The organism is Nocardioides jiangxiensis (genome assembly GCF_030580915.1).
GTDB classification, from domain to species: Bacteria; Actinomycetota; Actinomycetes; order Propionibacteriales; family Nocardioidaceae; genus Nocardioides; species Nocardioides jiangxiensis.
Map to the genome: position 1 here is coordinate 1,263,718 of NZ_JAUQTA010000001.1, position 25,756 is coordinate 1,289,473.

Annotated in this window: 29 protein-coding genes, 1 tRNA gene, 1 other RNA gene and 1 riboswitch; of the genes, 7 read left to right on the forward strand and 24 right to left on the reverse strand. The window is 72.4% G+C overall.

Annotated features, from left to right (window positions below; genetic code table 11):
- Nucleotides 1-159: 159 nt before the first annotated feature.
- Nucleotides 160-768 carry a hypothetical protein gene (locus tag Q5722_RS06200; protein WP_305027336.1) on the reverse strand — a complete coding sequence of 203 codons (609 nt, stop codon included), beginning with the start codon at nucleotides 766-768 and terminating at the stop codon, nucleotides 160-162.
- A gap of 102 nt (nucleotides 769-870) precedes the next feature.
- Here Q5722_RS06200 and Q5722_RS06205 point away from each other — a divergent pair, with 102 nt between their 5' ends.
- Entirely contained in the window at nucleotides 871-1,527 is a 657-nt protein-coding gene (locus tag Q5722_RS06205) for a hypothetical protein (RefSeq protein ID WP_305027337.1), read from the forward strand.
- On the opposite strand, the gene Q5722_RS06210 is transcribed toward Q5722_RS06205, so the two are convergent.
- The gene (locus tag Q5722_RS06210; RefSeq protein ID WP_305027338.1) at nucleotides 1,502-2,392 is read right to left on the reverse strand and encodes a ferredoxin family protein; all 891 of its coding nucleotides are present in this window, start codon (nucleotides 2,390-2,392) and stop codon (nucleotides 1,502-1,504) included. The two genes, Q5722_RS06205 and Q5722_RS06210, sit on opposite strands and share 26 nt — an antisense overlap.
- A gap of 45 nt (nucleotides 2,393-2,437) precedes the next feature.
- On the opposite strand from Q5722_RS06210, the gene Q5722_RS06215 reads away from it, so the two are divergent.
- Nucleotides 2,438-3,634, forward strand: a complete 1,197-nt coding sequence (locus tag Q5722_RS06215; RefSeq protein ID WP_305027339.1) for a hypothetical protein — start codon at nucleotides 2,438-2,440, stop codon at nucleotides 3,632-3,634.
- A 109-nt stretch (nucleotides 3,635-3,743) separates the two neighbouring features.
- Here the strand turns inward: Q5722_RS06215 and Q5722_RS06220 are convergent, their stop codons facing one another.
- The 10 genes from Q5722_RS06220 to ffs all read right to left on the reverse strand — a co-directional run bounded on the left by Q5722_RS06220 (nucleotide 3,744) and on the right by ffs (nucleotide 13,500).
- Complete coding sequence (locus Q5722_RS06220; protein WP_305027340.1) at nucleotides 3,744-4,796, reverse strand: aspartate-semialdehyde dehydrogenase; 1,053 nt, start codon at nucleotides 4,794-4,796, stop codon at nucleotides 3,744-3,746.
- Nucleotides 4,793-6,070: an aspartate kinase gene (locus tag Q5722_RS06225; protein ID WP_305027341.1), complete on the reverse strand. Its 1,278-nt coding sequence runs from the start codon at nucleotides 6,068-6,070 to the stop codon at nucleotides 4,793-4,795. Before Q5722_RS06225 ends, Q5722_RS06220 begins: the two co-directional genes overlap by 4 nt.
- 127 nt (nucleotides 6,071-6,197) lie before the next feature.
- The gene (locus Q5722_RS06230) at nucleotides 6,198-6,785 is read right to left on the reverse strand and encodes a DUF5063 domain-containing protein (RefSeq protein WP_305027342.1); all 588 of its coding nucleotides are present in this window, start codon (nucleotides 6,783-6,785) and stop codon (nucleotides 6,198-6,200) included.
- Nucleotides 6,778-7,377, reverse strand: coding sequence for a recombination mediator RecR (gene recR, locus Q5722_RS06235; RefSeq protein WP_305027343.1), 600 nt, complete (start codon nucleotides 7,375-7,377; stop codon nucleotides 6,778-6,780). The genes Q5722_RS06230 and recR overlap by 8 nt, the downstream gene beginning before the upstream one ends.
- Nucleotides 7,378-7,390: 13 nt before the next feature.
- The gene (locus Q5722_RS06240) at nucleotides 7,391-7,747 is read right to left on the reverse strand and encodes a YbaB/EbfC family nucleoid-associated protein (RefSeq protein ID WP_305027344.1); all 357 of its coding nucleotides are present in this window, start codon (nucleotides 7,745-7,747) and stop codon (nucleotides 7,391-7,393) included.
- A gap of 14 nt (nucleotides 7,748-7,761) precedes the next feature.
- Complete coding sequence (locus Q5722_RS06245; protein ID WP_369415013.1) at nucleotides 7,762-10,131, reverse strand: DNA polymerase III subunit gamma and tau; 2,370 nt, start codon at nucleotides 10,129-10,131, stop codon at nucleotides 7,762-7,764.
- A 54-nt stretch (nucleotides 10,132-10,185) separates the two neighbouring features.
- Nucleotides 10,186-11,163, reverse strand: a complete 978-nt coding sequence (locus tag Q5722_RS06250) for a glycoside hydrolase family 25 domain-containing protein (protein ID WP_305027345.1) — start codon at nucleotides 11,161-11,163, stop codon at nucleotides 10,186-10,188.
- A 9-nt stretch (nucleotides 11,164-11,172) separates the two neighbouring features.
- Entirely contained in the window at nucleotides 11,173-12,231 is a 1,059-nt protein-coding gene (locus Q5722_RS06255; RefSeq protein ID WP_305027346.1) for a DUF2252 family protein, read from the reverse strand.
- Nucleotides 12,228-13,397 carry a cation:proton antiporter gene (locus Q5722_RS06260; protein ID WP_305027347.1) on the reverse strand — a complete coding sequence of 390 codons (1,170 nt, stop codon included), beginning with the start codon at nucleotides 13,395-13,397 and terminating at the stop codon, nucleotides 12,228-12,230. Before Q5722_RS06260 ends, Q5722_RS06255 begins: the two co-directional genes overlap by 4 nt.
- A 13-nt stretch (nucleotides 13,398-13,410) precedes the next feature.
- Nucleotides 13,411-13,500: signal recognition particle sRNA small type (ffs, locus tag Q5722_RS06265), an RNA gene on the reverse strand.
- A gap of 97 nt (nucleotides 13,501-13,597) precedes the next feature.
- Between ffs and Q5722_RS06270 the strand changes: the two genes are divergently transcribed.
- Nucleotides 13,598-13,686: transfer RNA gene (locus tag Q5722_RS06270), tRNA-Ser, on the forward strand.
- Nucleotides 13,687-13,732: 46 nt separating this feature from the next.
- Here Q5722_RS06270 and Q5722_RS06275 read toward each other — a convergent pair.
- Nucleotides 13,733-14,359: a TetR/AcrR family transcriptional regulator gene (locus Q5722_RS06275; RefSeq protein WP_305027348.1), complete on the reverse strand. Its 627-nt coding sequence runs from the start codon at nucleotides 14,357-14,359 to the stop codon at nucleotides 13,733-13,735.
- 96 nt (nucleotides 14,360-14,455) lie between these two features.
- Between Q5722_RS06275 and Q5722_RS06280 the strand changes: the two genes are divergently transcribed.
- A complete protein-coding gene (locus tag Q5722_RS06280) occupies nucleotides 14,456-15,904 on the forward strand; it encodes an MFS transporter (RefSeq protein ID WP_305027349.1) in 1,449 nt (482 codons plus the stop codon).
- A gap of 170 nt (nucleotides 15,905-16,074) precedes the next feature.
- Here Q5722_RS06280 and Q5722_RS06285 read toward each other — a convergent pair whose 3' ends face one another.
- Nucleotides 16,075-16,731: an enoyl-CoA hydratase-related protein gene (locus Q5722_RS06285; protein WP_305027350.1), complete on the reverse strand. Its 657-nt coding sequence runs from the start codon at nucleotides 16,729-16,731 to the stop codon at nucleotides 16,075-16,077.
- 15 nt (nucleotides 16,732-16,746) lie between these two features.
- The gene (locus Q5722_RS06290; protein ID WP_305027351.1) at nucleotides 16,747-17,997 is read right to left on the reverse strand and encodes an NADH:flavin oxidoreductase/NADH oxidase family protein; all 1,251 of its coding nucleotides are present in this window, start codon (nucleotides 17,995-17,997) and stop codon (nucleotides 16,747-16,749) included.
- Nucleotides 17,998-18,088: 91 nt separating this feature from the next.
- Between Q5722_RS06290 and Q5722_RS06295 the strand changes: the two genes are divergently transcribed.
- Both Q5722_RS06295 and Q5722_RS06300 read left to right on the forward strand, forming a co-directional pair.
- Nucleotides 18,089-18,655 carry a TetR/AcrR family transcriptional regulator gene (locus tag Q5722_RS06295; RefSeq protein ID WP_305027352.1) on the forward strand — a complete coding sequence of 189 codons (567 nt, stop codon included), beginning with the start codon at nucleotides 18,089-18,091 and terminating at the stop codon, nucleotides 18,653-18,655.
- A gap of 138 nt (nucleotides 18,656-18,793) precedes the next feature.
- Nucleotides 18,794-19,243 carry a cyclic nucleotide-binding domain-containing protein gene (locus Q5722_RS06300; RefSeq protein WP_305027353.1) on the forward strand — a complete coding sequence of 150 codons (450 nt, stop codon included), beginning with the start codon at nucleotides 18,794-18,796 and terminating at the stop codon, nucleotides 19,241-19,243.
- Between the two features lie 78 nt (nucleotides 19,244-19,321).
- On the opposite strand, the gene Q5722_RS06305 is transcribed toward Q5722_RS06300, so the two are convergent.
- The 9 genes from Q5722_RS06305 to Q5722_RS06345 form a co-directional block, all read right to left on the reverse strand.
- Nucleotides 19,322-20,524 (reverse strand): serine/threonine-protein kinase, encoded by a 1,203-nt coding sequence (locus tag Q5722_RS06305; RefSeq protein ID WP_305027354.1) that lies wholly within the window; start codon nucleotides 20,522-20,524, stop codon nucleotides 19,322-19,324.
- Nucleotides 20,525-20,591: 67 nt separating this feature from the next.
- Nucleotides 20,592-21,395, reverse strand: coding sequence for an alpha/beta fold hydrolase (locus Q5722_RS06310; protein ID WP_305027355.1), 804 nt, complete (start codon nucleotides 21,393-21,395; stop codon nucleotides 20,592-20,594).
- A gap of 134 nt (nucleotides 21,396-21,529) precedes the next feature.
- Nucleotides 21,530-22,258 (reverse strand): acyltransferase, encoded by a 729-nt coding sequence (locus Q5722_RS06315; RefSeq protein WP_305027356.1) that lies wholly within the window; start codon nucleotides 22,256-22,258, stop codon nucleotides 21,530-21,532.
- Nucleotides 22,259-22,280: 22 nt separating this feature from the next.
- Nucleotides 22,281-22,742 (reverse strand): hypothetical protein, encoded by a 462-nt coding sequence (locus tag Q5722_RS06320; protein WP_305027357.1) that lies wholly within the window; start codon nucleotides 22,740-22,742, stop codon nucleotides 22,281-22,283.
- A 41-nt stretch (nucleotides 22,743-22,783) separates the two neighbouring features.
- A complete protein-coding gene (locus tag Q5722_RS06325) occupies nucleotides 22,784-23,401 on the reverse strand; it encodes a TetR/AcrR family transcriptional regulator (RefSeq protein ID WP_305027358.1) in 618 nt (205 codons plus the stop codon).
- A 73-nt stretch (nucleotides 23,402-23,474) separates the two neighbouring features.
- Complete coding sequence (locus Q5722_RS06330; protein ID WP_305027360.1) at nucleotides 23,475-23,852, reverse strand: (2Fe-2S) ferredoxin domain-containing protein; 378 nt, start codon at nucleotides 23,850-23,852, stop codon at nucleotides 23,475-23,477.
- Entirely contained in the window at nucleotides 23,849-24,652 is an 804-nt protein-coding gene (locus Q5722_RS06335) for a CbtA family protein (protein WP_305027361.1), read from the reverse strand. The genes Q5722_RS06330 and Q5722_RS06335 overlap by 4 nt, the downstream gene beginning before the upstream one ends.
- Nucleotides 24,652-24,837 (reverse strand): CbtB domain-containing protein, encoded by a 186-nt coding sequence (locus tag Q5722_RS06340; RefSeq protein ID WP_305027362.1) that lies wholly within the window; start codon nucleotides 24,835-24,837, stop codon nucleotides 24,652-24,654. The genes Q5722_RS06335 and Q5722_RS06340 overlap by 1 nt, the downstream gene beginning before the upstream one ends.
- Nucleotides 24,838-24,859: 22 nt before the next feature.
- Nucleotides 24,860-25,028: riboswitch (cobalamin riboswitch) on the reverse strand.
- Between the two features lie 115 nt (nucleotides 25,029-25,143).
- The gene (locus Q5722_RS06345; RefSeq protein ID WP_305027363.1) at nucleotides 25,144-25,341 is read right to left on the reverse strand and encodes a hypothetical protein; all 198 of its coding nucleotides are present in this window, start codon (nucleotides 25,339-25,341) and stop codon (nucleotides 25,144-25,146) included.
- A 196-nt stretch (nucleotides 25,342-25,537) separates the two neighbouring features.
- Here Q5722_RS06345 and Q5722_RS06350 point away from each other — a divergent pair, with 196 nt between their 5' ends.
- Nucleotides 25,538-25,714, forward strand: a complete 177-nt coding sequence (locus tag Q5722_RS06350) for a hypothetical protein (RefSeq protein ID WP_305027364.1) — start codon at nucleotides 25,538-25,540, stop codon at nucleotides 25,712-25,714.
- Nucleotides 25,715-25,756 lie beyond the last annotated feature (42 nt).

Here is a 25,756-nt window from a genome sequence, read left to right on the forward strand (position 1 = left end):
CAGTCTGGCAAACAAGTTGAGCGTTATCAACTCAACTTTGTTCGTACGGATGAACGCAGGTAGCGCGACCTTGATTCCCGTTCCGGAAGTCTTTTTCCCGGATACCCGAAGCGCCCCTCCGGACGGCTCCGGAGGGGCGCTGCAGGCGTGGACGACGGGTCAGTCCTCGTAGTGCACGGTGACGATGTTGGAGCGGGTGTCGGTCTCGGGATCGCGCACCTGCCACTGGACGGTGCCGGTCTTGTACGTGGAGACGAAGGCCTGGAAGACGCCGCCGTAGACGTTGGTGCTCAGGTTGAAGGCCTGCCAGCCCTGGCCGTAGTCGTACCAGATGCCGAGGACCGCGCCCTCGCCTCCCTTGTAGGTGCCACTGAGCATGAGGTCGTCGCCGGTCGTGACCGTGCTGTCGCTGGCCTGCAGCAGGATGCCCCGCTTGCTGTCGGGGGTTGCCGAGGCGCTGTCGCTCGCGGCCGCTGACGGCGTCGCGGACTCGCCGATGCCGAGCGGGGCGCTCGACGACGTGGTCGCGGTCTGGGTGGGCGCGAGGGTGATCAGCAGACCCGAGTCGAGCTCGGTGGGCTCCAGCGGCGGGAGGGAGAGCGAGTCTCCCGCAGCGACACCGTCCGAGGAGGCCCCGCTGTCCCCCGTCAGCCCGACCAGGCGGGTGCCGAGCATCGCGATGATCGCCGCGAGCAGTCCGATGACGAGGGCGACGGCGATCAGTGCCACCAGCCCGTTGACGACCGGGCTGTCGTTCTCTTCATCCACGCTGGCTGCTCCAGATCTCGGGTCAGATGCCGGGCCATCGTCGCACAGCGACCCCGGTCTCCACGTTTCGGACGTACAGTGTCAGCAGGGAGGGGAGGCCCGATGGACAACCAGGTGAACCATGCCCGGGCAGGGATGGACGTGCTCGCGGCACTGCAGGGAGGACCGGCGACGCAGCCCGCGCCGGTCGCGGCGCCAGCAGCGCCCGCCACGCGCGCGCCGGGGCGACGGTCGGGACGCCGGACGGCGGACCGGGGCGCCCCCGCCCCCGTGGCCACGCCTGCGCGTGAGCCCCGGGCCGAGGCCCCGCCCGCTGCCCCCGCAGCACCGCTCGAGCAGATCGAGACCCGGCCACGCAGGACCGCGAAGCGGCTCGCAGGTGCCGCGCTGGTCCTCGCGTTCCCCGCGGCGGCCCTCACCGGGTGGGCGGCCTGGACCGCGCACGACGCGACCCTCGGCGGTCTGGCCCTGATCCTCGGCGCGCTGAGCGCCGGGCTGTGGTTCCTGCGCGTGGTCACCGTGCCGACCTACGTCTCGCTCCGGGGACCCCACCTCGAGGTCCGGCAGGCCGGCCGCCGCTACGCGTGGGACCTGTCCAGTCCCTACTCCCCCGTCGACCACGTCCGGGGAAAGCCGGGACGCAGCAACTGGCGGGTGTTCCTGCGCAACCCGGACGGCACGACGTTCGCGCTCGACGGGACCATGGTGCCGTCGCGGAGGTTCACCGAGGTCCTCAGTCGCTACCGGCCGGAGCTCTGACCGACGCGCGCCACGTCGTCGACGGCTTCGTGGTGAGGTCCGCACAGCTCTGCCGCGCGGGCACCTCCTCCCGGGCCCGCACGTCGACCACGTGCTCACCGTCCCCCGCACGGAACGTCACGACGCCCTGGCCCCCGGCCGTGGTGTCCCCCGTGAGCACGAACGCGTCAGCTGCAGTCACGCCGAGCTGCTCGTACAGAGCCACCTCGGCAGCCTGCACGTGCGGCGGGTACGACGTGCGGCCCCTCAGGTGCGCCGGCACCACCGCTCCGGCGCGCGCCGCCTCGCCGATCCGCAGCGCCGCCTCCGGGTCGACCCGCCCGTAGGACATGCCGTCGGGCAGGGTCAGCACCGCGACAGCGAACCGGTGACCACCGAGGTGCGTGGTCTCCCAGGTCTCCTCGGGCAGGGCGGCGGCCGCGGCCTGGGCGACCGGGCGCCCGAACTCGGCACAGCACACGTCACGGCGGCCGTTGGTGCAGACCAGCAGCAGCGACCCGTCGTACGGCTGCCAGCCGGCGCCGCGGACGTCGAGGGCCAGGTCGAGATCGGCGAGCGCCGCCCGGTCGTCGAGCTGCTGCACGTCGAGGCGACCCGAGGCCGGGTGGGCGAGGAAGACCCTGAACGCCGCGTCCGGCGCGCCGCGCTCGCCCGGGCGGCGGATGAGCTGCACGCGGATCCCGAGCGCGGACGTCGCCGCGGCGAGCGCGGCCCGCGCCTCATCGGGGACCAGGCGGCTCTCCGCGAGTGCCTTGTTGCCCCAAGGCCCCGGGTGCTCGACCAGCAGGAAGCCTGCGTCGGTGGCCGCTGTGCCTGCCATGGGCAGGCGGAGTGCCGCAGCGGAACAACGGAACGGCGATGTCATGCCGAACATCCTGCCGGAACGGTGTGATCTGGCAGACTCGCGGGCATGGGAGAGAAGCCTGGACTGGGAGATGACGGGGGCAAGCCGCTCGAGGTGAATCTCGAGCTCCCCTCCTTCGGACTGCGCCGCAAGCGCAAGGAGCGTGACGCCGCCTCGAGCACGGAGACCGCGGAGCCGACGGCCGGGGAGGCCGCCCCGCCCGCACCCGACGCGGCCGAGGAGGCGCCGGCAGCGGTCGCGCCGCCCGTTGCTCCGCCAGTCGCTCCAACGGCGCCCGTGGCCGAGGCTGTGCCGACGGCCCCGCAGGGGCCTGCCGGCGACACCGGTTCGCGGTTCGCACCGCCGACCTCCCCTGCACCCTCACCCGCGCCTGCTGCTCCCGCACCGGCGGCGCCGACGCCTGCTGCTCCGGCCGCCGCTGCCCCGGCTCCGGCCGCCCCCGCTCCGGCCGCCCCCGCTCCGGCCGCCCCCGCTCCGGCCGCCCCGGCGACCCCCGCACCGTTCACGTTCGGACAGAGGGCCAGCGCTCCGGCCACCCCGGCTGAGCCCCAGCCCGCGCCGGCACCCAGCCCGGCTCCTGCCGCCCCTCCGGCCGAGGCTGCGGTCGAGCACACCCAGGTCCTCCCGCCGGTCGCGCCACCCGCACCGGCACAGCCCCCGGCCGCGCCGTACACGCCTTCGGCCCCGGCGTACGACGCTCAGGCGAGCGCTGTCGAGTCCGAGCGCCCGATGTACGTCGAGGAACGGCTCGACGCCCGGCCCGCGAAGCAGCCGAAGCCGGCCCGGGCCAAGACTCCCAAGCCGTCGCCGGTCCCGAAGCCGCCCAAGGACCACGCACCACGGATCCCGGTGCCGCACCTCGACCCGGTCAAGGCAGCCGCGCTCACGGGCCTGATCGTCGGGCTGCTCGCCTGCGCGTGCACCTGGCTCGGCCTCCAGGGCTGCAAGGCGATCCGCGACACCAGCTCGTGTGGCGGACCGGGCTTCCTCGTCCTGGTGGCGATCCTGGTCGTGCTCGTCTTCGCCGGGATCGGCATCCTCCGCCTGCTGCAGGTGCCGCAGGCGCCGAGCACCAGCCTGCTCGCCGTCGGCCTGCTGTCGATGCTCACCCTGCTCGTGCTGACGAGCTGGATCTTCAACTGGTGGATGGTGCTGGTCATCCCGCCGCTCGCCGCAGGCTGCTACGTCCTCGCCCAGTGGGTGACCCGGCAGTCCTCCGACGAGTGGGGCCGCATCCCGTAGTCCCCCGCAACGCCGAGACGGGCCTCGTGCCGTGGAAGTCCACGGCACGAGGCCCGTCTCGTTGCGGCACAAGCCCCGTCTCGGCGCGGTGGGCGCCGGGGCCGCGGCGTCAGATCTGCGCGGCGATGATCTCCGCGAGCTGCACCGTGTTGAGTGCGGCGCCCTTGCGCAGGTTGTCGTTGGAGATGAACAGCGCGAGGCCACGGTCGCCGTCGACGCCCGGGTCCTGGCGCAGACGACCGACGTACGAGGGGTCCTTGCCGGCCGCCTCGAGCGGGTTCGGGATGTCGACGAGCTCGACGCCCGGGGCGTCCTTGAGCAGCTCGGCGGCACGGGCCGGGGTCATCGCGGAGGCGAACTCGGCGTTGACCGCGAGCGAGTGGCCCGTGAAGACCGGGACGCGCACGCAGAGGCCCGAGACGCGCAGCTCCGGGATGCCGAGGATCTTGCGCGACTCGTTGCGGAGCTTCTGCTCCTCGTCGGTCTCGTTGAGGCCGTCGTCGACGAGGCCGCCCGCGAACGGGATGACGTTGTAGGCGATGTTCTTCTTGTAGACGCCCGGCTCGCCGAAGTCGACAGCCGACCCGTCGTACGCGAGCTCGGTGGCCTTGTCGCCGGCGGCGGCGACGCCGTTGGCCAGCTCGGAGACACCGGCGACGCCGGAGCCCGAGACGGCCTGGTACGACGACACGATGAGGCGGGTCAGGCCGGCCTCGTCGTGCAGCGGCTTGAGCACCGGCATGGCCGCCATCGTGGTGCAGTTGGGGTTGGCGATGATGCCGCGGCGGGCCTCGATCACCGGCGCCATGGCTTCGGCGTTGACCTCGGCGACGACCAGCGGGATCTCGTCGATCTTGCGGAACGCCGAGGAGTTGTCGACGACGATGACACCGGCGTCGACAAAGCGCTGGGCGTGGGCCTTGGAGGTCGCACCACCGGCCGAGAAGAGGGCGATGTCGAGACCGGTCGGGTCGGCGGTCTCGAGGTCCTCGACGACGACCGTGCGGTCACCGAAGGGGATCTCCTTGCCCGCGGAGCGCGCCGAGGCGAAGAAACGGACGTTCTCCACGGGGAAGTCGCGCTCGAGCAGGATCTGGCGCATCGCGACACCGACCTGGCCGGTCGCGCCGACGACGCCGATGTTGACGGGACGGGGGCTCATCGGCCGGTACCTCCGTAGACGACGGCCTCGATCTCGTCCGAGCCGAGGTTGTACGCCGCGTGGGCGGCGTTGACGGCGGCCTCGACCTGGGACTCGGCGACGACGACCGAGACGCGGATCTCCGAGGTGGAGATCATCTCGATGTTGACGCCCGCGTCGGCCAGGGCCGCGAAGAACGTCGCGGTGATGCCGGGAGCGGTGCTCATGCCGGCGCCGACGACGGAGACCTTGCCGACCGAGTCGTCGTACTGCAGGCGCTCGTAGCCGACCTCGCCCTGGAGCTTGGAGAGCGCGGCCATGGCGGCCTGGCCCTCGGCGCGCGGGAGCGTGAAGGAGATGTCCGTGCGACCCGTCGCGGCCGCGGAGACGTTCTGGACGATCATGTCGATGTTCGTCTGGGCCTCGGCGACGGCGCGGAAGATCGCGGCGGCCTCGCCGACCTTGTCCGGCACGCCGACCACGGTGATCTTGGCCTGGCTGCGGTCGTGCGCAACGCCGGTGATGATGGCAGCTTCCATGTTTCCGTCCTTGTTGACGTCTTCAGCCTTCACGACCCAGGTGCCTTCCTTGTCCGAGAAGGACGAGCGCACGTGGATCGGCATGTCGTAGCGGCGGGCGTACTCGACGCACCGCAGGTGCAGGATCTTGGCGCCCTGCGCAGCCATCTCGAGCGTCTCCTCGTAGGAGATCCGCGGGACCTTGCGGGCCCGGGGCTCGATGCGGGGGTCGGCGGTGAAGATGCCGTCCACGTCGGAGTAGATCTCGCAGACGTCGGCCTGCAGCGCCACCGCGAGCGCGACGGCGGTCGTGTCGGAGCCGCCGCGGCCCAGCGTGGTGATGTCCTTGGTGGTCTGGGAGACGCCCTGGAAGCCGGCGACGATCGCGATCGCGCCCTCGCCGATGGCGGCCTGGATCCGGCCCGGGGTGACGTCGATGATCTTCGCCCGGCCGTGCTCGGCGTCGGTGATCACGCCGGCCTGCGAGCCGGTGAACGAGCGCGCGTCGAAGCCGAGGCTCTGGATCGCCATCGCCAGGACGGCCATCGAGATCCGCTCGCCGGCGGTCAGCAGCATGTCCAGCTCTCGGGCGGGCGGGAGCGGCGTGACCTCGTTGGCGAGGTCGATCAGCTCGTCGGTCGTGTCACCCATCGCGGAGACGACCACGACGACGTCGTGACCGGCCTTCTTGGTCGCGATGATGCGCTGTGCGACCCGCTTGACGCCGGCCGCGTCGGCCACGGAGGAGCCGCCGTACTTCTGCACGACAATGCCCACGGTTGTTCCCTCACTCCACTGCTGGACGAATCCCGGGCGCGCTGCAGCGCGGCCCACAGGCCGTGAGTCTACCGGCGGCGGGTCACGGCCCCGCCTGATATCTCAGTCACGCAGGACGGCGGGCGCCTCAGTCGGAGAGGAGCTCCTCGGCAGCCGCGATCTCCTCGTCCTCACCGGTGAACTCCGCGTCCAGGCGATCGTGCGTGATCACCGCGAGCAGCGCGTTGAGCGCCGCACCCGCGAGGTTGCCCCAGCTCGAGACGTAGGAGAACTGCCACCACCACAGCGCCTCGGCGACGTTGCCGCTGCGGTAGTGCCGCAGCCCGTTGTCGAGGTCCGCCGCGATGCTGACCATGTCGTCGGAGAGCTGGCTCTCGACCACCTCGGGCAGGTACGGGTCGAAGACGAAGCTGTAGGTGTCGAGGTTGTCGAGCAGCTTGGCCAGCGAGATGCGCAGGTCGTCGATGCCCTCGGGGTCCGGACCGACGTCCGGCTGGAACTCCTGGACCGGCGCGAAGTCCTGCTGGGCGCCGAGGCGGGCGCCCGCGAGCAGGATCTGCGAGACCTCCAGCAGCAGCATCGGCACGGCGACACCGGCGGACTCCTCGCGGGCGATCGCGTTGAGCGCGATCAGGAAGCTCTCGACCTGATCGGCGATCTGCGCGGCGAACTCACCGTGCTCGGCGTCGAGCGGTGTGAGGTGCTTGTCAGCCATCTGCGGACCTCCGTCCAGCGAATGCACGTCCCAGGGTCACTTCGTCGGCGTACTCGAGGTCGCCGCCCACAGGTAGTCCACTGGCAAGTCGGGTCACGCGCAACCCCAACGGCTTCAGGTTGCGGGTGAGGAACGTCGCGGTGGCCTCGCCCTCGAGGTTCGGGTCGGTCGCCAGGATGACCTCCTGGACGGTGCCGTCGGCCAGCCGCATCAGCAGCTCGCGGATCCGCAGCTGGTCGGGCCCGATGCCGTCGATGGGGCTGATCGCGCCGCCGAGCACGTGGTACCGGCCCTTGAACTCACGCGTGCGCTCGATCGCGGCGACGTCCTTGTACTCCTCGACGACGCAGATGACGCTCGGGTCACGCCGCGGGTCGCGGCAGATCCGGCACTGCTCCTCCTCGGAGACGTTGAAGCAGATGCTGCAGAACTTCACGCGCTGCTTGACCTGGATGAGGACCTCGGCCAGCCGGCGTACGTCCTCGGGCTCGGCCTGGAGGAGGTGGAACGCGATGCGCTGGGCGCTCTTCGGACCGACGCCCGGCAGGCGGCCGAGCTCGTCGATGAGGTCCTGGACGATGCCTTCGTACAAGTCCGGTGTGTCCTCAGGCCATGCCCGGGATGCCGCGGCTCAGGCCGCCGGTGATCATGCCGATCGACTCCTCGGACGTGGCGTCGGCCTTCGCCTTCGCATCGCGGTACGCCGCGACGATCATGTCGCCGAGGTCGGCCAGCTCGTCGGGGTTGGAGCCGTCGAACTCACCCGCCTTGACCTGGACGCCGAGCAGCTCGCCGTGGCCGTTGACGGTCGCCGTCACGGCACCTCCTGCAACCGTGCCCTCGAACCGGGTGTTGGCCAGCGCCTCCTGGGCGACCGCGAGGTCGTCCTTCATCTGCTGTGCCTGCTGGAGCAGGGCGGCCATGTCGAAGCCGCCCTCGCCCCCGAACGGGTTCTGCGTCATGTCTGTGTTCTCCCTCAGCCGTCGTGGCGGATCTCGTCGATGATGGTGGCGCCCAGCTCGCGCTGGAGCAGCTCGGCGCCGCTGAGCCCGACGGACTCGACGTCCGGGTCGTCGGGGTGTGCCTCGGCGTCGGCGGCGAACGGGTCGGGTCGCTGCGGCTGCTGCCCGGGCTCGGTGGCTGCCTGCCGCAGCGCCTCACGCGCGACGTGGGCCGTCGGACGCTCGCCCGCCGCCACGGACCCCGCGGCCTGCTCTGCGGAAAGGGCACGGCGGTCCTCGCCGGCGTCGTCGTCGGGCTCGTCGCCCATCGGCGGCTCGGGGACGCCCTGGACGGGCGCCGCACTCACGGAGGCCGTCGGACCACCCTGCGACACGATCGCCTCGACCCGCCAGGCGTGACCGACGACCTTGACGCCGGCCTTGCTGACCAGGTCGGCGTGGTCGCCGCGGGCGAAGCTGTCGCGCGCGCCCGCACTGTCGAAGCCCAGCGTGAGCGTCGTGTCGTCGACGGAGACCACCTGCGCGTTGTTGGTGAGCAGCATCCACGTGAGCCGGCGCATGCCCTTGATCTGGTCGACCATGTCGGGCCAGAGGCGGCGCACGTCCGGGAGGCCGAAGCGGGTGCCGGACGACGCGGGCGGGGCAGCGGCCGCCGGGGCAGCGGCCGCCGGGGCAGCGGCCGCCGGCGGAGCTGCGGCCGACGACGGGGCGGCAGGCGCCGAGGGCTGCGGCGCGGCGACCGCGACAGGCGGAGCCGCCGGAGCCGCCGGAGCCGCCGGGGCCACCGGGACTGCCGGGACTGCCGGGACTGCCGGGGGTGTGGCCTGCTCGGCAGGGCGTGCGCCGCCGGAGCCGGGACGCACGGCATCCCACCCGTGCCCTTCCACGGCGGGGGCGGCGGGGGCACTCGGTGTGACGGCAGCCGGGGCAGGCGCAGCCGGGGCAGGCGCAGCCGGAGCAGCAGGGACCGGCGCAGGCGCCTGGGCCTGCGGGCGCGCGGAACCCGGCACGGACCCGGCGACCGACCGGGCAGCGGCCCGCGCGGCGGCGAGGCCCGACTGGGCTGCGCCGACGCCGCGCTGGGCGACGGCAGCGCCGGCATCGGCGACCGCATGACCGGCCTCGGCGACGGCGGCACGCGTCGCGCCCGACGGCGCGTCCGCGGCACCCGATGCGGGGACCGACGAGGGGACCGCTGCCGGCGACGCCACACCCGTCATCGACGCACGGCGCTCGAGCCGGTCGAGGCGGGCGAGGACGCCGTCGGAGGTGTCGTCGGCACCGGGCAGCAGGACGCGGGCGCAGATCAGCTCGAGGAGGAGGCGCGGAGCCGTGGCCCCCCGCATCTCGGTGAGGCCCTTGGCGACCAGGTCCGCGGCACGCGAGAGCTCGATCGCGCCGAACCGCTGGGCCTGCGCCACGAGGCGCTCCCCCGCGTCCTCCGCGACGTCGATCAGGCCGGTCGCGGGGGCATCGGGCACGGCCGCCACGATCACCAGGTCACGCAGCCGGCGCAGCAGGTCCTCGGTGAACCGGCGCGGGTCCTGACCGGTCTCGATGACCTTGTCGACGACGCCGAAGACCCCCGAGCCGTCGCGGGCCGCGAAGGCGTCGACGACCTCGTCCAGCAGCGAGTCCGGCGTGTAGCCGAGCAGGCCGGCTGCGAGGTCGTAGGTCACGCCCGCGGGCCCGGCTCCTCCGAGGAGCTGGTCGAGGACGGACAGGGTGTCGCGCGCCGAGCCACCACCCGCGCGCACCACGAGCGGCAGCGCCGCGGGCTCGATCGCCACCCCTTCGGCCTCACAGAGCTGGCCGAGGTAGCCGCTGAGCAGCCTGGGCGGGATCAGCCGGAAGGGGTAGTGGTGCGTGCGCGAGCGGATGGTCGGGAGGACCTTCTCCGGCTCGGTCGTCGCGAAGACGAAGCGCAGGTGCGGCGGGGGCTCCTCGACGAGCTTGAGCAGGGCGTTGAAGCCCTGCGTCGTGACCATGTGGGCCTCGTCGATGATGTAGATCTTGTAGCGGCTCTTCACCGGGGCGAAGAACGCCTTCTCGCGCAGGTCGCGGGCGTCGTCGACGCCACCGTGCGAGGCAGCGTCGATCTCGATGACGTCGATCGAGCCCGGCCCACCGCGTGCGAGGTCACGGCACGACTCGCACTCACCGCACGGGTCGGAGATCGGGGCCTTCTCGCAGTTGAGCGCCCGGGCGAGGATGCGCGCCGACGTCGTCTTGCCGCAGCCACGCGGGCCCGAGAAGAGGTAGGCGTGGTTGACGCGGTTGTTGGCGAGGGCAGCACGCAGCGGCTCGGTGACGTGGTCCTGGCCGATGACCTCGGCGAACGTCTCGGGCCGGTAGCGCCGGTAGAGCGCGAGAGGTGCTTCCACGTCCCGAACCCTAGTTGCCGGCACTGACACGCACCATGACAGGTCGCCCGCCGGTCACGGTTCCAGCCGCGTGAACCAGCGGCCGAGGTGGCCGCCCTGCCCCGGGCACGTGACGTTGCGGTCACGCCCGTCCTCGACCCACTGGGCGAGGACACCGGGACCTCCGGCGTACGACCAGGAGGGGGCACACCGGGCGAGGGCGGTGGCCATCGAGGTCTCGCCGGCCGCACGCCACTCGGGGGCGCCCCCGGTCGTGTGAGCGCCGAGGACGCGGGTCCACAGCGAGCGGACCGAGTAGTAGCCCACTGCGAGTCCCGCGTCGCGGTAGCCGCGGACGGTGCCCTCGACCACGGCGGCGTTGTCCGCCGTGCTGCTGCTCCAGTCGAAGTCCGGCACCGGCTCGACGTCCACCCAGACGGCAGGGCTGTCCAGTCCGGCCGCCCGCATCACCCTCACGGAGTACGCCGCGGCCGCATAGCCCGCGTTGTGCAGGGCGCCGAGGCGGGTCCGCCCGTCGAAGGGACCGTCGTCCCTCACCTGCGCGAGCGTGCTGGCCGAGGGCCATGACACCACGGCGTACGCCGAAGCGAGCAGGCCATGCGAGCGGGCCCAGCCGACCTGGTCGGCCAGGCACGGGTTCGGCGTGAAGCTCGGCCCGTTGGTCAGCCCGAGCACGACGAACTCCGCGTCGTCGGTGGGCATCGGCGAGCCCTTCGACCGCTTCTGCGGGATGCCCATGCCCTTCGGGCACTGGGGCCAGCTGGCGTCTGCACCGACGACCCGGCGGTCCGGGCCGTCGGGAACGGCGGTGCGGGAACGGGCGTTGACCGAGGCGATGACGTCGTCGAGGTTCGCCGGCACCGAGATGTCCGGCCCACCGGGCGTCGAGGCGGACGGCCGCGCGGGCTCCACTGCCTGCGAAGGCCGGTCAGGCGCACCCGCGGCACCCGGCGTGGGCGTCCCTCCCCCGCACCCGGCCAGCAGCGCGGCGACGGTCACCAGGACGGCGGGGAGAGCGGGGCGGAACGGCACACGCCGAGCCTAGGTCGCGTAGGCCCGGTGGTCGTCGAGAACGGCCTGCTTCATCGTCGCCACGGCGTCGGCGAACCGCCCGGGGTCGAGCTCCCTCGCCTGCGCACGTGCCTCGTCCTGCCCGCCCCGGTCGACGCCGTGGATGTCCACGGTGGCTGCCGCCATCGAGCCGAGCAGGCGCGCACCGTCCTTGCGACCGAGCCCCGACAGGGCGATCCGCGCGAGGTCGGGAGCCAGGTCGCGCACCTGCCATCCATCGACCCGGACCGCGTCGGGCGAGTAGTCGAGTGCCCGGGTCACCTGCGCGAACAGGGAGCGCACCGGCACCGGCACGCCGTCGGCCTGCGTGGCCGCCCACGCGGCCGTGCCCGGTCCGGTCTCCTTGGCCTCCCGCGCGTGCCAGGCATCGGACGCGTCGCGCCCCACCCCCACGACCCGCCGATGGCCCAGCGAGCCGGTCCCGGCCTCGTGGACGTGCCACGTCGGCTGCCAGCCCGCCGGCACGGTCGCCGCAGCGGCTGCCGCGACCGTCGCCGGCACCGAGGCACGATCGCCCGCGCGCAGCTTCGCGTAGAAGCGGTCGACGTCCGCCGGCTCCGGCAGGAGGGCGCGCAGGTGCTTCGCGTCCTTGCCGTCGACGGCGATGCCCGCGGCGGGCCGCGCCGCGACATAGGCCTCGAGGAGCAGCCGGCAGACGTCGTCGTCGGCGACCTTCACGTGCGGCGCGACCTGGGCCGAGACCGCCAGCCGGAGCAGGTCGATGAGCCAGGCGCCACGGGCCAGCTCGTCGAGGTCGTTGACACCCCAACGGGTGGTGCCCGCAGCGTCGCGCCAGGTCCCGAAGTTCTCGACGTGCAGGTCACCCACGACCGGTACCTGCACGGTCGCGAGCACCCAGGGCACGCGCTCCGCCAGCCGCACCAGCCACAGGTAATAGGTGCCGCGCAGGAACCGCAGCGGGTCCGCGGCGAGCTGCTCGTGCTTGGTCGCGACGGCATCCGCGACGACGTCGATCCGGTCAGCCAGCCACGCGTCGTACGCCGCGGTGAGGGCGCGAGCGCTCCTCATGCGACCGGCGCTTCCCGGGACTCTCGCGGCGGGGTCGCGACCATCCCGGCCCGGACGGCGAGTGCACCACCGGCCACCGCGATGCCGATCGTGACGAGAGCGCCGAGCATCAGCGCGGCCGACTCGCCGGGACGGAGCACCCCGAGCTGGGTGCCGACCGTCGCCGCCGCCACGGGTACGCCGAGCTGTGCCGCCGCCAGCAGGCTGAGGGCCAGCGGCTGGCCGAGGGCCCTGGCCACCAGGTGGGTGGCCGCCGCGCCGAGGCCCAGCACCAGTCCGAGCACGACCATGTCCGGGTGGGCACCGAAGGCCCGCAGGTCGAGGGTCGCGCCGAGCCACACGAAGAAGAGCGGACCGAAGAAACCCTCGGTGAGCGCGAAGAGCTGCTTGGCGAGCCGACGGGGCTCGCCCACCGCCGCGACCCCCAGACCGAACGCGAAACCGGCCAGCATGATCGAGACGTGCATCCGGACCGCGAGCGCGGCGAGCGCGCAGAGCAGGGCCAGCTGGATGCGCAGCTCGAGGGCGAAGAGCCGCTCCTCGGAGACGTCGTGGACGGCATCGCGGAGTCCGCGGCGCTCCAGCCAGCGGAGCACCACGAACAGGGCGGCGGCGGCTCCCACGACCGTCGCCGCCCCCAGCGCCGCATGCCCGGCGTGCACGGGGTCGATCACGAGCGGGAGCGCGACGATGCAGGCCGCGTCCGCGACGGCGACCTGCGGGAGCAGGCCGATGACCGCCGGGCCGCCGAGGCCGAGCGAGTCCACGACGGGCAGGATCAGCGCGGCGGACGACGACGCCATGAGCACGGCGTACAGCGCGGCGTGGTCGACCCCCGAGACCGCGGCCGCACCCCAGCCGAGGGCTGCTGCAGCGACGCCGACGAGCACCGCCCGGACGACACCGGACCGCAGGGCCGGCCGGAGCGCGGGGTCGCGTACGGGGACGTGCGTGCCGGCCACGAACATCACCAGCGCGAAGCCGATGTCAGCCAGGAACGTGAACGTCGGGTCCGACGCGTCGACGTAGGCCAGCCCGGTCCGACCGATCGCGATGCCGGCGAGCAGCTCGCCGAGGACGACCGGGAGGTGCCACGACCGGCGCAGCGCGAGGAGCGGTCCGGCGAGGGCCACGGCACCGATCACCGCGAGCTGGGTGAACGTCATGGCCAGAACATACAAAGGCCCCCCGTGCACCCGACAGAGCTCACCTGCCCTTGCTGCCTTCCGGCCCTGGGGGATTCAGCGAGATGCCGCCGCACGGGGGGTTGCCCCGAAGTCTAGAGGGCCTGCTGCGCGCGCCCAAATGGCGGGTCGCCGGGAGCGCGATTTCCTCCGGACGCACGGCGACCGGTAACCTCCTCCACGGATCTGTCGCCTAGTGGCCTATGGCGCACGGCTGGAATCCGTGTTGGGTTAATAGCCCTCGGGGGTTCGAATCCCCCCAGATCCGCCAGTCGGGACGCCGCCCTCCGGGGCGGCGTCCTGCATTTCGGGCCGGCTCAGGCCTGTGGGGCCGAGCCGTAGACCATCCGCAGGACGACCTCGGTCAGCTCGTCGAGCCCCTTCTCGAGCTCCGCCCCCGTGAGCCGTGCCATCACGCGGAACCTCGCGGTGCGCAGGTCGGAGACCATGTCCGCGAGCGCGTCGGCATCGATGCCGTCGGTCGCCAGGCCCGCTGCGCGGTCGCGCCGGATCTTCGCAGCCAGCGCCTGGTCGTAGCGGGCGCGTGCCTTCTCCACCCACTCCACCAGTGGCTCGTAGCCCACCGGCCCCATCGTGCAGGTGAGGATCTCGCGGTGCTCCTGCCACACGGCCGCGGTCTGGCGGTGGTGCTCGCGCAGGTCGGCAGGGGCGGGGCCGGTCGAGGCGAGCCAGGCATGGGTCGTCCCGAACTCCTCCCACAGCCCGTCGAGCATCGCTGCGACGACGGCGTGCTTGGTCGGGAAGTAGAAGTAGAACGCCGTGCGGGACACGCCCGCCGCCTTGGCGATGGCGTCGACCGTGAGGTCGTTGACGCTCCGGTCGCTCAGCAGGCCGCGCGCCGCCTCGAGGATCTGCGCCTCGCGCTGGTCGCCCTTCGTGGGCCCACCACGACGACGCACGGGCGTGGTCGTCTCGGTCGTCATGCCCACCAGTGTACGAGGGACGACGCGATGTCAAGGGTGCTTGACGTCACGTCACTACTTTTCGACACAGTGTCAATTCTGTGTCACCCTCGATCCATGACCACTCACCTCGACACCGCCGTCGAGGCGCCCTCGGCCCCGACCGGCCCCGCGACGTACTCACGGCTCGTCCTCCCCGCCATGGCGGCGAACGTCTTCCTGCTCTCGCTGATCCAGACCGTCGTCATCCCGGCGCTGCCCCTCATCGGCCAGCAGCTGCACACCTCTGCGACGACCGTCGGCTGGGTCGCCACCGCGACCATGCTCACCGCCTCCGCCGTCACCCCGCTCTTCGGCCGGCTCGGCGACGTCTTCGGCAACCGCCGCGTCATCCTGGTTGCCCTCGCCCTCACGCTCGTCGGCTCGCTGGTCGCCAGCCTCGGCGACTCGATCGGCGTGCTCATCGCGGGCCGCGCGCTCCAGGGCGCGAGCTTCGGCCTCTTCCCGCTGGCGATCTCCGTCCTCCGCCACGAGCTGCCGGCGGCGAAGGTCGCCCACGGCATGTCCATCGCCGCGTCGGCGCTCGGCTTCGGCTCCGGCTTCGCCCTCGTCGCCACCGGCGTCCTCACGCAGAACGACGGCGACTACCACCGCATCTTCTGGCTGACCGTCGTCGCGACCGTCGCCATGCTCGGCCTCTCGGCCAAGGCACTCCCCCGCCGCGCCGGCCTCGGCGGCCGCGTCGACTACGTCGGCGCCGTCGTCCTGGGCGCAGGCCTCGTGGCCCTGCTCCTCCCCGTCTCGCAGGGCCACGAGTGGGGCTGGACCACCGGCCGCACCATCGGCCTCTTCGTGGCCTCGGCCGTCGTCCTCCTCGGCTTCGGCCTCCTGCAGGCCCGCACCAGCAGCCCGCTCATCAAGCTGTCGGTGCTCGCCCACCGCGACGTGCTGGCCACCAACCTGGCCTCGGCGTTCGTCGGCTTCGCGATGTTCAGCGTCTTCCTCGGCGCGACCTACTTCGTGCAGGCCCCCGAGGCGCTGACCGGCTACGGCTTCGGTGCGAGCATCCTGCGCACGAGCGTCGTGTACATGCTGCCGGGCACGCTGCTCGCGATCCCGCTCGGACCGATCGCCGGTCGCTACGTGGTCCGCCACGGCGCCCGCCGCGTGCTCCTCGGCTCCGCGCTCCTGGGTGTCGCGTCGATGGCCTCGCTGGCCCTCTTCCACGCGCACAGCCTCGAGTTCATCGTGGCCCTGGTCGCGGGCAACGCCGCCATCGCGGTCGCGTACGCCGCCATGCCGGCGCTCCTGGTGCAGCACGTCGCCCCTCAGGACACCGGCGTCGCCAACTCGGTGAACTCGATCATGCGCACCGTGGGCGGTGCGATCGGCTCGGCCGTGGTGATCTCCATCCTGGCCGGCTCGGCCGAGGTGTTCCAGACCCCGGTCGGCCCCGTCGCCCTGCCGACCGAGAGCGCCTACGTGACGGCGTTCGTCCTCGGCGGGATCGGCTTCACGCTGGCCGCGCTGCTGGCGGCGTTCGGCCTGCGTCGCGACACACACTGAGCCCGCAGACGAGCCCCGGCAGGTCGGTCGACCCGCCGGGGCTCGTCGCATTCGTCGGCCGGGTCAGCCGCTGCGCGCGAGATCCACTCCCCGGGCTCGGCCAGCAGGTCGCGGCAGCTCTGCACCCAGGACCGGCGCGGAGCCGTCGGACGCCACGTCGCGCGTGGTCGTCAGAGGTCGACCTCCGACAGCGCCGACACGGAGTCGGCGAACATCGTCGCCTTGATCCGGCCCAGGGTCTCGGCGGACTTCCCGGCCAGCGGGGCGACGAGGGCGGTCGCCGCCGCGAGGAGGTCGCCCTCGGCCGCGACGGCATCGACGATCCCGGCCTCCCGGGCCTCGAGACCGCCGAACCGCCGTCCGGTCGTCATCGTGTCGACGGCCGCGCGCGGTGTGAGCTTGCCCTGGATGAGGGCCGCCATGCCCGGCGTGAACGGGATCTGGATGTCGACCTCGGGCAGGCAGAAGAAGCCACGGTCCTCCCGCATCACCCGCCAGTCACAGGCCAGCGCGAGCATCGCGCCGGCTCCGAAGGCGTGCCCGTTGAGGGCGGCGACCGTCGGCACCGGGAGGGTCAGCACGCGCGCCAGCAGCGCCTGGACCCGGGCCGTGTACGCCGGCAGCTGGTCGGCGTTCTCCATCACCCAGGCCAGGTCGAGGCCGTTGGAGAAGAACTTGCCGGCGCCGAGGGCGACGAGCGGGGCAGGATCCGCGACGACCGTGTCGAGCGCCGCTTCGGCCTCGGAGAGCCAGACCGGACTGAACCGGTTCTCGGAGTCGCCGAGGTCGAGCACGTGGACGCCGTCGACACGCGTGAGCTGGGGCATGGAGCTCTCCTCCGTTCAGGCCCGCGGAGAGCGCAGGCTCTCGAGGCCGTTGTTGAGCAGGTACTGGGCGACGTTGAGGGCGGCATGGCGGTCCGGCGCCGGCTCCTTGCCGGCCGCCATCCGCCACATCTGGACGCTGTAGTAGGTCAGCTCCGTCAGGTTGTCGAGGAGCCGGATGCCGCTGCGGCGCGGGTGCACGACGCTGGCATCCGCACGGCCGGCGAGGAGATCCGCCGGGAAGTCCGGCTGGACTGCGAGCGGCCGGCCCAGGCCGACGAGGTCGATCGCGCCCGACGCGAGCGCGTCGAGCATCCCCTCAGCCGTGCGGAAGCCCCCGGTGAGCATCAGCGGCAGGTCGGGACGCTCGGCACGGACCCGCTCGGCGTACGCCAGGAAGTAGGCCTCGCGACGCCGGGTGCTCTCCTTGAGGGAGTCGTCCACTCCCAGCATCGCGGCCGACGTGTAGGTGCCCCCGGAGACCTCGAGCAGGTCGAGGCCCTCGGCAGCCAGCGCGTGCACGACCTCGAGCGACTCGTCCTCGGAGAAGCCGCCCTTCTGGAAGTCGGCGGAGTTGAGCTTGATGCCCACCGGCACGTCGGCATCGACCTGCTCGCGGATGGCACGGAAGACCTCCACGACGAAGCGGCGGCGCTTCTCGGGCGTCCCGCCCCAGTCGTCGGTGCGCTGGTTCGCGAGCGGCGAGAGGAACTGGCTGACCAGGTAGCCGTGCGCGCCGTGGATCTGGACGCCGTCGAAGCCGGCCTCCGTCACGATCGACGCCGTCGTCGCGAAGCGCCGGATGATGTCGACGATCTCGGCGTGGGTCAGTGCGCGCGGCTGCGCGAACATCTTCGCCGCACCCGGCAGCGCGATCGCCGACGGCGCGACGGGACGCGGCACCAGGGTCCGCGGAGCCTGGCGACCGGGATGGTTGATCTGCACCCAGACCTTCGAGCCCCCGGATTTCGCGACAGCGGCCCACGCGGCGAGGTCGTCGAGGTGACGGCGGTCCTCGACCACGACGTTGCCGGGCTCCCCCACAGCGGCACGGTCGACCATGACGTTGCCCGTGATGGAGAGGCCGACTCCGCTGGCCGCCCAGCGGCGGTAGAGGTTCCGGACCCGCGTCCCGGCGGTGAAGTCGCGGCGACCGAGGCCCTCGCTCAGCGCCGCCTTCGCGAGCCGGTTGGGGAGGACGAAGCCGTTGGGAAGCACGAGGGGCTCCGCGAGGAGCGCGCGCGAGGGTGCCACGATGTCGGGAGTCATCAGCAGGTCCTTGGTAGACTGAATGGTCTACAGATCTCAACATGCCTGTGACACCAGGTCTAGGTAACGTGCGACACATGAGGAGGTCCCGATGAGCCAGGGTCCCCGTTCGCGCCTCATCGGGGCGGCGATCGAGCTGGTCCGCGAGAAGGGCGTCGAAGGCACGGGCCTCGCCGAGCTCCTCGAGCGTGGCTGCACCGCCCGCCGTTCGCTGTACCAGCACTTCCCCGGAGGCAAGCACGAGCTGATCGAGGCCTCGACCCTCGCCGCCGGCCGCTTCATCGAGTCCGGGATCCGCGGAGCCGAGGGAGCCACGGTCGCCGGCTCCGTGGCCGACTTCCTCGACGCCTCCATCGCCAACGCGACGGCGACCGACTTCCGGCTCGGCTGCCCCGTCGGCGCCGCCGCCCTGGCCCCCGCCGATGCGGCGATCGTGATCGGCGCCGCGGGCACGACGTTCGCGTCATGGTCGGCGGCACTCGCCGAGCACCTGGTCCGCGAGGGGCACGCCCCCGACGCCGCCGCCTCGCTCGCAGGATTCGTGGTCAGCAGCTACGAGGGGGCGCTCCTGCGGGCCCGTGCCGCCCGCTCCACCGAGCCGCTCGAGCAGGCCAAGCAGCACCTCCTGCCCCTCCTGACGGCACCCGACCGCCGGTAGCCCGTGCGGCAGGTCACAGGGCAAAGACGCAGGTCACACCGCGTTTTGCTTGCCCTGGACAGCATGTCGGAGGAGAGTTTCAGTGAACGGGTGATCACTGAGTTCATCCGCTGTTCACATTCACAAAGGAGTGAACCCATGAACGCTGCAAACCGTGCCCTGCGCTCGCAGGGAACCCCCGACCTCAACGCCGACGCGTCCCGCATCGCCTCGCGACTCGGCACCTTCGAGCTCTTCCGGGATGCCGACCGCGGCGACCTGCTCACGATCGCCGCCTCCGGCGTCGAGCTGAGCGCTCCCGCCGGCTGGTCGCTGATCTGGGCGAAGACCCCGGCCGACAAGGCCTACGTCATCCTCTCCGGCGAGGTCGACATCAAGCTGACCGACGGCCGGACCGTGCGCCTGGGCGCCGGCGACGTCGTCGGCGAGAAGGCGATCCTCGAGCACAAGCTGCGCACGGCGACCGTCGTCGCCGCGACGCCGCTCGAGGTCCTGCACTTCACCGCGGACGCCGTCACCCGGCTGTACGCCGACGTCCCGGCCTTCCGTGCCGCGCTCGACACGACGCTGGCCAAGCACGCAGCCTGACGCGTCACGCACCACCGCCGTCCCCGCGCCCACCGCTTCCTCTGCGAGCACCGGACGCGGGGACGTGTGCGTCACGGGCTACTTCTTCGTCCCGCCCTGCGACTTTCCGCCGCTCTTGCCGGCGCCCTTCTTGCCGGCGCCCTTCTTGGCGGGCGCGTGGTGCTGCGCCGGCTGCTTGGAGGGCGTGACGCCTGGCCCGCTCGAGGCGCGGGTCGGGGTGGTCGTCGGCGTCGCCATGGGAGTCGTCGTGTGCCGCGGAGCCACGGGCTCGGGATCTCCCCGCAGGGCCAGCCACAGGACGAGCACGATCAGGAGGGCGAGCAGGACCGCAGCGACCGCCCACAGCCCGCGGGGCACCGCGGCGATCACGGACCGCCGGCCGGTGGCCCCGTCCGGCGCCACCGCCAGGAGCTGCGTCTCCCCGGGGTCGGGAGCGGCGACGAAGGCGGCCGTCGCGTCCGGGTCGGGCGGCAGGTCCACGCCGTCGAATCCGGCCAGGCGCACCGCCACCACCTCCGCCGGCACGCGGTCGGCGGGAGCGAGCGCCGTCATCGCACGCAGCAGGGCTGCCCAGCCCGGCGGCAGGCTCGGCGGCACGACCGGCGCCGCCGCCAGCCGGGCGTGCACCAGCTCCGTCGGCGTTCCGGTGAAGGCGCGCTCGCCGGTCAGCGCCTCCAGCAGCACCAGTCCCAGCGAGTAGACGTCACTGGCTCCGGAGACGCCCTCCCCGGCCGCCTGCTCGGGCGCGAGCCAGGCGGGTGACCCCACCGACTGCCCCACAGCAGTGTGCCGCGTCGCGCTGTCGAGCGCGTGGGCGATGCCGAAGTCCGCGAGGAGCGCGCGTCGGTCGGGGGCCAGCAGGATGTTGCCCGGCTTCACGTCACGGTGGACCACCCCGGTCGCGTGCGCGTAGGCCAGGGCCTCGGCGACCTGCTGGCCGACCAGGGCGACCTCGGCGGCCGGGAGCGGCCCCGATCCGAACCTGCTGCCGAGGTGCGTGCCGTCCACGAGCTCCATGGCCAGCCACGGCTGGGCCTCCTCGAGGCCGGCATCGAGCAGGGTGACGATCGACGGGTGGTCGAGCCGGGCGAGGGTCCGTGCCTCGGCGGCGAACCTGGCGCGATCAGAGCCCTCGTCGGCACGGAGCCGCAGCACCTTGACCGCCACCTCGCGCCCGAGCCGCTCGTCGGTCGCGCGGTAGACCTCGGCCATCCCTCCCTGGCCGAGCAGGTCGCCGACCCGGTAGCGGCCACCCAGGAGTGATCCCGTTCCGACTGTCATGCCCTCGACCCTAGGCGCACCGAAGCCCCGGACGGCACGCCGTCCGGGGCTCCGTCGTACGTCGGGGTCAGGCGGCGGCGCCGGTGCCCTTCCCGGCGCGGGCGATGCTGTCGAGGATGACGCGGGCGACCAGCTGCGGGTCGTCCGACATCGGCACGTGGCCGACGCCCGGGATGACCGTGTGGAACGCCTCGGGCAGGCGCTGCTGCGCGACCTTGGCCTGGTAGGGCAGGAGGACCTTGTCGTGCTCGGACCAGGCGATCGTCGCCGGCACCGGGAGCGGCCCCTCGAACATGTAGGCACCCTTGAACAGCTGCGCCACCGCAGGGCGGGCCTTCAGCATGTTGCGGAAGTCGCCGAGGGCGTGGTCCGCGGGGATGCGGCTGGGGTGCTGCACCAGCCACGAGAAGCCGAGCGCCTTGCCGACCGTGTACCTCATCAGCAGCGGAGCCACCGGCGCGAGCAGCCCCGCGGCCGTGATCATGGTCCGGAAGAGGCCACGCACGTAGAGGAAGTCGCGTCCGCCCTTCCAGAAGCCCGCCGGCGAGAGGCAGGTGACCGAGCCGGCGTTGCCGTTGACGGCCCCCTGCAGCGCGATCAGGCCACCGAGGCTGTTGCCCACGACGTGCGGGCGGTCGATGCCGAGGTGGGCGTAGAGCTCCTCGAAGACCTCGTGCAGGTAGTCCTTCACGTCCTTGCCCCCGGCGTCGTACGCCGGCGACTCGCCGTGACCCGGCAGGTCGACGGTGATCACCTCGTGGCCTTCGGCGACCAGGAGCGGGACGATCGGGTCCCAGCCCTGGCGACGGTGGCCGATGCCGTGGATGAGGACGATGGGCGAACCAGCGCCATGACGTTCGTGGGCGAGCATCGGACCAACCTTCGCGTGCGGGAACCGGTCGGCGATGACCGGCTCGACGACGCTACTCGCGACGTGGCGTCACAGACAGTGGTTGAGGCCACTCCGGGTGCGTGACGTGCACCACGCCCGGCCTCGAGCCACGCTCAGGGCGTGTCCTCGCCGCGCCACGTCACACCCTCGCGGATCACCCGCGCAGGGGTGCCGGCGACAGCGGTGTGGGCGGGCACCTTCTGGTTGCGCACCAGGCTGCGCGTGCCGACCACGGCGCCCTCGCCGATCTCGACGTGACCACTGACGATCGCGTCGCGACCGAGCCAGACGTGGCGGCCCAGGCGGATGTGGGCGCCGTAGGGGTTGAGACGGGCGCCGGTCTCGAGGTCCTCGAGCCGGTGCATGTCGTCGGTGACGACGTAGGCCCCCGCCGCCCACAGCTGGTCCGGCTGCGCGACGACCGAACCGCCGTTGCGGGCGTCGACGATCGCCTTGCCCGTGGCGACGACCTCCGCGTTGAGCACCAGGACAGACCCGGCACCGCAGTAGAGGTCGGCGGCGGTCATGAACGTGTTCGGGCCGACGAAGATCGTCGCGCCGTCGCCGCCGACCAGGACACTGGAGAAGAACTCCATGCCGGTCGCACACGCGATCAGGGCGTCGCGGAAGGGGTAGGTGGTGAGCACCTCGACCATCGCCTGCGGGATCGACATGCGGTCGGCGACGTAGAGGGCGTTGCCCTGCTCGTGCCACCACGAGGGCAGCGGCGCGGTCACCTCCCGCAGCGGAAGGTCGTCGAGGACCTCCGCGAGCACGCCGCACGCGAGCAGGCGCGTGCGGTGCGCTGGCTGCAGGGCGTCACCGCGCGTGGTCCAGGGCATGCGCGTCAGGATAGGGGTCCGCTCAGGCGGAGCTGTCGTCGTCGCCGCAGGAGGACGACCAGCCGCCCTCGCCCGGCGGAGTCCCGTTCCAGAACGCGTCGTGGGCGTGGTGGCCGGCCAGCCGGACCACCACGAGGAGCACGACGCCCGCCACGCCGGCTGCGACGGCCACCCGGCGCCAGCCCGCAGCTGCGGCGACGAACACCACGATCGCGGCGACCACGACCGCAGCCCCCACGCCCGCCTGCGCCACGTCGCCATGCCTCAGCCAGAACCGGTCGAACCAGCCCAGCGGATAGCCACAGACCCCCGCCCCGAGACGCTCGAACGGCCCGGCGTCCATGCCCAGCCGGTCCAGGTCGGACACGCGGGTCCCGGCGATCCAGGCGATCCCGTCGCCGAGCGTCCAGGCACCCCGGACCAGCAGCACCTCCGCGGCGATCACGGCCGCGACCCAGGCCGCGGCGCCGCGCGACGACCTCACCGACGAGCTCGCCGCCCCCACGTCCACCTGCACCCTCCCGATCAGGCCGACCCGGCGGCGCCGCTGCGCTCGGCCGCGTCCACGATGAGGTCGACACAGTGGGCGACCAGGGTGTCGCGGGTGACCGCCAGGGACCCCGCGAGGAACTGCGTGAAGAGGGACGTCAAGGCACCCACGAGGCCGATCGAGGTGAGCTGCCGGGCCTCGGCGCCGACGGACTCGGGGATCGCGGCAGCCACCACCGCGAAGAACTCGGGCATGTGACCCAGGCCTGCCTGGGCCAGGGTCGGCTCACGATACGGGGCGAGGAGCAGGACCCGACCCATGTCGGGGCGGTCGATCATCAGGCCCACGAACGCCTCGACCGAGCTGGTGGCCAGCGCCCGGAAGTCGCCACCACCCGACGACGCCTCGGCCAGGGCAGCGGCGGCCTGGGCACAGACGTCGTCGTAGACCGCGCGCACATAGGCGTCGCGGGTGCCGAAGATGTCGTAGAAGTAGCGCTCCGTCACGCCCGTGGGCCGGCAGGCGGCGCGGACGTTGACCGCACCCGCCTCCTCGGCGCCGAGCAGCGTCACGCCGGCGTCCAGGAGCAGCCGGCGTCGTTCGGCGTTGCGGTCGCCGTTGCGGTCAGCGGCCGCCTCGGTAGCGGAGGTCACCAGTGAAGGTTAAACGGTGCATGCTGCACGTGTACGGGATGTGCCCCAAGTCGCGGGCCACGTGAGGACGGGGTCAGAACGGGTCGGACTCCCAGAAGCCGGGCCGTGGCGCGACCTTGCCCAGCAGGCGTGTCGGCACCTCGACGACGCCGGGACCGCCGGCGTTCACCCAGTCGATGACGGCCTGGGTCTCGGCCGGGAAGAGGATGCGCGAGAGCCACACCGGCTTCGCGCCGGCCCTGCGGGCAGCGGGCGTCGGAGTGACCACGACGACGTTGGAGCGCTCACAGGCGAGGAGGCACTGCGAGACGACCACCCGACCGGAGTCGGACAGGCCCTCCCGCAGTGCCTCGACCTGGGCGTCGTGGTCGACACCCGGATGCTTGCGCGCCGTCCCGCAGCAGCAGTCACGGCAGAGCGTGACCGTCGGACCTGCGGAGGCGGAGCTCACGCGGAGACGGTCTCCCGGTCGGCCGTCAGCGACTGCTCGGCCTTGCGGGTGATGAGCGCGCCGAAGAACGCCGCCAGCGCGCCCCACAGGACGACGTACTGACCGAGGGAGGCCATCCGGAAGTTCCAGATCAGCTCGGGCGACGCGTTCAGCGACAGGTTGCCCTGGAGCGCGAAGTCCTTGCTCTGGATCGCGTCCGGCGTGTTGGGGATCAGCAGCTGGAGCCCGGTGCCCGCGAGTACGACGAACGCCAGGACGAGCACCGTGCGCAGGCCGCTGTGGACCTGACCGACCAGCGCCTTGTCGAGGGCGAATGCCGCCAGCACCAGCAGGATGCCGAGCGAGATCGCCCCGAGGTAGATCACCGTGCGCTCGTTGATCGTCGAGGGGTCACCGACCGCCGGCGGGTTGCCCGGGATCGCGATGAACGGGAAGAGCGTCACCGCGAAGAAGGCGATGCCTCCGAGCGCGAGCGCCTTCGTCGTGTCGTGGTAGCCGGGCAGCCGCGTGCGCGCGGCGGCGTACACGACGGCGAAGACCAGCCCGAGCAGGGCTCCCACGACGACGAGCGCGAGCACGGCGAAGACGATCTGCTGGTCGTGCGTGACCAGCTCGTCCTCGGCGTGGACGTGTCCCTGGTGGGCCTTCATCGTCGCCTGGGCGAGCGCGTTGCGCGCGTCCTCGATCCTGAGGGCGGCCTTGATCGAGCGCTCGGTGATCAGCAGCAGCCAGACTGCAGCAAGGCAGCCTGCAGCGGCTCCGGCCGCGAGTCCGCGGCGGAGCAGGTCACCGATGGACATCAGTGGCAGGGAACGCCGAGGGCGTGACGCGCGTCGTGCGTGAGCTCGTGGAGCCACATCGCCTTGTCGGAGCCGAGGACGACGTCGTTGGCCTGCAGGGCGAAGAGGACGGCGAACGCGGCGAGCGCGAGCAGGGCCCAGGCCCAGGCGGGGACGCGGATCGCGGAGAGCTGCGTGGGGGTCATGGTGATTCCTTCCAGAAACCTCGTGGACTGTCCTGCTGCAGCCGGTCTCCTGGCTTCCGGATCAGTGCTCCCGTCTCGCCTTCCCAGCCTGGCGGCCAGTGGCATGTCGAGGGGGAACTCCTCGGTCACAGTGGCGAGGACCACGTCGGAATCGCACCGACTTCCCGTGCACTGCAGCTTGGCAGCACCCTCTCACGAAACCGGCCTGCATGACAGATCCGTCCGGCGTACGACGAGCGGCCGGACGTGGGACGAGCCGGGGACCCGCAGGGTCACCCGGCTCGTCACCGATGGCGACCGGCTGGCTCAGGCGCTCCAGCGCACCGCGTCGTCGAGGAAGTCGGCCATGGCGTGGACGCCGCGCAGCTCGTTCTTGCGCTCGAGCAGCTCCACGATCTCGCGGGAGTGGCGGGTCTCGAGGCGCTCACGGCGGGTCAGCGCCTCGGTCGGAGCGGCGGTCTCGGCGGTCGCAGTGGTCGTGCGACGGATCTGATGGATAGTCATCATGTGCCCCCTTCGTGCGATGTCTCGGTGTTGACTCCTTGAGCCTCCACCCCGCCCGTGAGCAGTACGTACACGGCGGGTTACAGGACGGTAAGAGCGACTGAGTCCTCCATCACGTCGAATTGTCTATCAATTCGGTATAGATTCCCGCCATCGCTCCCGGAACCGTCCGGGCGCACCCGCCAGGAGGGACACGATGACCATCCACCCCATCGACGACGCGGGCACGTCGCGCGACGCGCCCACCCGTCGCGAGCGCCTGGAAGCCCGGCGCGAACGCGACCTCGTCCAGCTCCTCGAGACCAAGGACTGGCTCCGCGGGGTGCACCCCGTCGCCGACTTCCTCGACGACGCCGTGCGCTGGACCGCCTGATCTCACGAACGCACGGCGTGGACGGCCGGGCGCGGTGACGAC

Coding starts and splice junctions, on each gene's coding strand:
- Q5722_RS06275 (WP_305027348.1), bottom strand. CDS start 14,359: ATGACGACCGAGACGACCACGCCCGTGCGTCGTCGTGGTGGGCCCACG.
- Q5722_RS06300 (WP_305027353.1), top strand. CDS start 18,794: ATGAACGCTGCAAACCGTGCCCTGCGCTCGCAGGGAACCCCCGACCTC.
- Q5722_RS06345 (WP_305027363.1), bottom strand. CDS start 25,341: ATGACTATCCATCAGATCCGTCGCACGACCACTGCGACCGCCGAGACC.
- Q5722_RS06240 (WP_305027344.1), bottom strand. CDS start 7,747: ATGACGCAGAACCCGTTCGGGGGCGAGGGCGGCTTCGACATGGCCGCC.
- Q5722_RS06335 (WP_305027361.1), bottom strand. CDS start 24,652: ATGTCCATCGGTGACCTGCTCCGCCGCGGACTCGCGGCCGGAGCCGCT.
- Q5722_RS06210 (WP_305027338.1), bottom strand. CDS start 2,392: ATGACATCGCCGTTCCGTTGTTCCGCTGCGGCACTCCGCCTGCCCATG.
- Q5722_RS06215 (WP_305027339.1), top strand. CDS start 2,438: ATGGGAGAGAAGCCTGGACTGGGAGATGACGGGGGCAAGCCGCTCGAG.
- Q5722_RS06260 (WP_305027347.1), bottom strand. CDS start 13,397: ATGACGTTCACCCAGCTCGCGGTGATCGGTGCCGTGGCCCTCGCCGGA.
- Q5722_RS06285 (WP_305027350.1), bottom strand. CDS start 16,731: ATGCCCCAGCTCACGCGTGTCGACGGCGTCCACGTGCTCGACCTCGGC.
- Q5722_RS06205 (WP_305027337.1), top strand. CDS start 871: ATGGACAACCAGGTGAACCATGCCCGGGCAGGGATGGACGTGCTCGCG.
- Q5722_RS06230 (WP_305027342.1), bottom strand. CDS start 6,785: ATGGCTGACAAGCACCTCACACCGCTCGACGCCGAGCACGGTGAGTTC.
- Q5722_RS06350 (WP_305027364.1), top strand. CDS start 25,538: ATGACCATCCACCCCATCGACGACGCGGGCACGTCGCGCGACGCGCCC.
- Q5722_RS06255 (WP_305027346.1), bottom strand. CDS start 12,231: ATGAGGAGCGCTCGCGCCCTCACCGCGGCGTACGACGCGTGGCTGGCT.
- Q5722_RS06220 (WP_305027340.1), bottom strand. CDS start 4,796: ATGAGCCCCCGTCCCGTCAACATCGGCGTCGTCGGCGCGACCGGCCAG.
- Q5722_RS06305 (WP_305027354.1), bottom strand. CDS start 20,524: ATGACAGTCGGAACGGGATCACTCCTGGGTGGCCGCTACCGGGTCGGC.
- Q5722_RS06315 (WP_305027356.1), bottom strand. CDS start 22,258: ATGCCCTGGACCACGCGCGGTGACGCCCTGCAGCCAGCGCACCGCACG.
- Q5722_RS06340 (WP_305027362.1), bottom strand. CDS start 24,837: ATGACCCCCACGCAGCTCTCCGCGATCCGCGTCCCCGCCTGGGCCTGG.
- Q5722_RS06310 (WP_305027355.1), bottom strand. CDS start 21,395: ATGCTCGCCCACGAACGTCATGGCGCTGGTTCGCCCATCGTCCTCATC.
- Q5722_RS06290 (WP_305027351.1), bottom strand. CDS start 17,997: ATGACTCCCGACATCGTGGCACCCTCGCGCGCGCTCCTCGCGGAGCCC.
- Q5722_RS06280 (WP_305027349.1), top strand. CDS start 14,456: ATGACCACTCACCTCGACACCGCCGTCGAGGCGCCCTCGGCCCCGACC.
- Q5722_RS06295 (WP_305027352.1), top strand. CDS start 18,089: ATGAGCCAGGGTCCCCGTTCGCGCCTCATCGGGGCGGCGATCGAGCTG.